This is a genomic window from Streptomyces sp. NPDC008137, assembly GCF_042957035.1.
Lineage (GTDB): Bacteria > Actinomycetota > Actinomycetes > Streptomycetales > Streptomycetaceae > Streptomyces.
In genome coordinates this window covers 1-2,913 of record NZ_JBIBHN010000068.1, presented here as the reverse complement: position 1 = coordinate 2,913, position 2,913 = coordinate 1, and the positions used below count along the sequence as shown (strand labels likewise).

The 2,913-nt window shown below is 66.9% G+C and carries 4 protein-coding genes; 2 read left to right on the top strand and 2 right to left on the bottom strand.

What is annotated here, in order from left to right; translation table 11 throughout:
• Positions 1-91: 91 nt before the first annotated feature.
• Together ACFZBT_RS40740 and ACFZBT_RS40735 are read right to left on the bottom strand one after the other, a co-directional pair.
• Positions 92-562 carry a DUF2000 family protein gene (locus ACFZBT_RS40740; RefSeq protein ID WP_391115658.1) on the bottom strand — a complete coding sequence of 157 codons (471 nt, stop codon included), beginning with the start codon at positions 560-562 and terminating at the stop codon, positions 92-94.
• 46 nt (positions 563-608) lie between these two features.
• Positions 609-1,499, bottom strand: a complete 891-nt coding sequence (locus tag ACFZBT_RS40735) for a hypothetical protein (RefSeq protein ID WP_391115656.1) — start codon at positions 1,497-1,499, stop codon at positions 609-611.
• Between the two features lie 215 nt (positions 1,500-1,714).
• On the opposite strand from ACFZBT_RS40735, the gene ACFZBT_RS40730 reads away from it, so the two are divergent.
• Together ACFZBT_RS40730 and ACFZBT_RS40725 are read left to right on the top strand one after the other, a co-directional pair.
• Entirely contained in the window at positions 1,715-2,527 is an 813-nt protein-coding gene (locus tag ACFZBT_RS40730; RefSeq protein ID WP_391115654.1) for an AzlC family ABC transporter permease, read from the top strand.
• Positions 2,524-2,868 carry an AzlD domain-containing protein gene (locus tag ACFZBT_RS40725; RefSeq protein ID WP_391115652.1) on the top strand — a complete coding sequence of 115 codons (345 nt, stop codon included), beginning with the start codon at positions 2,524-2,526 and terminating at the stop codon, positions 2,866-2,868. Before ACFZBT_RS40730 ends, ACFZBT_RS40725 begins: the two co-directional genes overlap by 4 nt.
• The last annotated feature ends 45 nt before the right edge of the window (positions 2,869-2,913 follow it).

Sequence of the window (2,913 nt, the reverse complement as noted above, 5' to 3'; positions counted from 1 at the left end):
GTCGCAATCCACACCGAAACCAGAGGCCCTCACCTCGTTCAAGGACCGCTCAAGGCGTGTCGCCCGTCACCAACGTCCCCGGACAGCACACCTAGCGGAGCAGGGAGAACTTCTTCGTCAGCGGGTCGACCGCGTCGCGCGAACCGAAGACGGCGACGCCGTAGTAGTCGAGTTCGCTCTCGGGCGTCCGGCGCATGCGCTCGAGCTGGTCGGCGTAACTGCCGCCGGTCATCTGCCCGGTGAAGTCGGTGCTCAGGAGTCCGGCCGCGGACGCTTCGCCGCGCAGTCGACGCAGCCAGGCGGGGCGGCCTTCGAGTACGACGAGCGAGAGTCCGGAGACAGGTGCGTGGGTTCCTGCGTCGGCATCCGGGAAGTCGAGGAACGACATGTGCGTGAGCAGTTCAGGACGTTCGGCCGCTGCCTTCGCGACCAGACCGAGACAGAGGTGGGACGCGGCGTTCGTGGCCACTCCGGGATCGAGCTTGGCCTTGAGGGCCACCACGAACTTGAATTCAGCGTCGACGTCTTCGGGCGTCACTACGATCCGATTGTTTTCGAGCATGGCGTAGGCTGTGGTCCTTTTCTTGGACAGGTGCGGAACGAGGAAGTCAGGAGACCGAAGAGTAGTCGCGGAAACGCTGAACCTTCCCCGGGTTGATGCGGTATCCAGGGCGTCCTTGGATGACGGCATCCTGGATCAGCTCGTGATCGGCGGCTTCCCGGAATATTTTCTGGCAGGCGTGACGGAACCTGCGCACGGTCTGGGCGATTGCTGCCGGTGTGCGGTTGGTGCGCTGTGACAGCTCTGCTGCGGAAAGGAATGGAATCTCGCCGTCCGGCTGCCTTTGCGTAAACACTTCGCCGAGCACCCTGAGCGTGTCAGTGAGGGGCTGCGGCATGATTTCATAAACAGTCATTCCTTCCAGGGAGAGGGGCGATCCGTAGAGCGCCACCTCGAACCGGTCGAGGTCCGGCGCGGTGTCCGCGCCGAGCTCCACCGGAAATTCCGGCGTCAGCACGACGGCGGCACTGGTCTCCAGGCCCGCGTAGGCGAACCGGTCGTGCAGAGTCGTCACGGTGTCGATGACCACACGTGGCTTGACCCGGATCCGGTAGGTGCGCAGCATCCGGTGCCAGCCCTCGTGCGCGGTCAGGTGGGGATTCCAGTCGTGCCGGCTGTCCGTGTAGCGGTCGGCGAGGTGCAGGAAGATTTTCGGATACGGCGAGGCCCGGAAGGCGGACCATCCGCAGGAGAAGATGTCGAGCGCGGCGTCGAAATCCCGTCGGGCCCCGTAACGGCAGGCCACGATGAGGTACTCGCTGGTGTGCACATAGCGCTTCAGCAGCGCTTCGTCCCGGGTGGTGAGCACATCCGGTCGCACCGTGGAGGACTCCACGAACGTGCCGTAGTTGCCGCTGCGCACGTCGCCGAGATGGAAGGCGTGGACTCGTCCGCCCGCACCGTCGACGAGCGGGTGGGTGCGGAGGATCTCCTGCACGTAGTCCCGCTGCACAGGGCGTCACGGACGTCGGGCCAAGTAGTGCTTCATCTTCCCTCACCTGTCGTGCGGCCGACCGGTCACCTGCCCTAATGTATGTCATGTTCGACCATCGTAATGACATAGCACGGTCATACTAGATGAGATTCATGACGTAAAGGGGGTGTCTCGGGATCTGGGCTGCCCCGTCAACGCGACTCGTGGAAGGGCTCCCCGTGGTGATCCAGGAGCAAGATCAACTGCCGCGCAAAGAGAAGGCGAGGCTTGTGCGCGATGCCCTCGGGGTCGGCCTGGCCGTCGGTGCCTACGGCCTGTCCTACGGGGCGCTGGCCGTTTCCAGCGGCCTGAGCATCGGGCAGACGCAGTTCCTGTCCCTCCTCCTGTACGGAGGTTCGGCGCAACTCGCTCTGGTGGGTACGCTTGCTGCGGGTGGCAGCGGCGTTGCCGCATCTGCGACCGCGACGCTACTCGGAGTGCGCAGTCTTTTCTACGGGGTGAGCCTGCGGCCGGTGCTGGATGTGCGCACGAGGCTCCTGCTGCCCGCTGCCCATCTGCTGAGTGACGAGAGCACGGCCATGGCGATAGCCAAGCAGACGCCGTCCGCGAGTCGCTTCGCCTACTGGGTCACCGGCTCAGTGGTGTTCGTGTTCTGGAACGTGACCACTCTGGTCGGCGCCCTCGCCGGCTCGCTGCTGGCGGACCCCGAGGTGCTCGGGCTCGATGTGGCCTCCTCGGCCGCGTTCCTGGCCCTGGTGGCGCCGAGGCTGCGTGAGCGTGCCGGTCGGTTCGTCTTCGTCCTCGCGGGCCTGGTGGCCGTAGCGGTCTCCCCGCTCGTCGGCTCGGGCCTGCCCGTGGTGATTGCCGGATTGACGGCCCTGAGCGTTCTGCTGCTGCCAACTGCCCAGCCCGGGCAGCGGGATGGCCGGAATGCGAACGGTGCGGCGCCGGACGGCGACTCCGCGGACGGTGTTCCAGGGGACGAGTTGGGCGCAGGGGAAAGCGCCGCCGGGCGCGGAGGTGCCTCATGAGCTGGACCTGGATCCTCCTCGCGACGGCCGCGTGCGTCGCGCTCAAGCTGGCGGGACTGCTGGTCCCCGAGAGGGCGCTCGACCGGCCGGCCGTCGCGCGGGTCGCGGGTGTGGTGCCCGTTGCGCTGCTCGCGGCCCTCATCGCCACGCAGACCTTCGTCGATCAGCAGCAACTCGCCCTCGATGAAAGGGTCGTGGGGCTTGCTGTCGCGGGTGTGGCGGTGTGGCGGCGTGCGCCATTCCTGGTCGTGGGGGGGGGGGCGGGCCCCCCCCCCCCCCCGGGGGGGGGGGGGGCCCCCCCCGGGGGGGGGGGGGGGGGCAGCGCGATATTCAGCCCCTAAACGGGGATAACACAAAATATGGGCACCAACATTGTTACCGCGGCA

Coding starts and splice junctions, on each gene's coding strand:
- ACFZBT_RS40740 (WP_391115658.1), bottom strand. CDS start 562: ATGCTCGAAAACAATCGGATCGTAGTGACGCCCGAAGACGTCGACGCT.
- ACFZBT_RS40725 (WP_391115652.1), top strand. CDS start 2,524: ATGAGCTGGACCTGGATCCTCCTCGCGACGGCCGCGTGCGTCGCGCTC.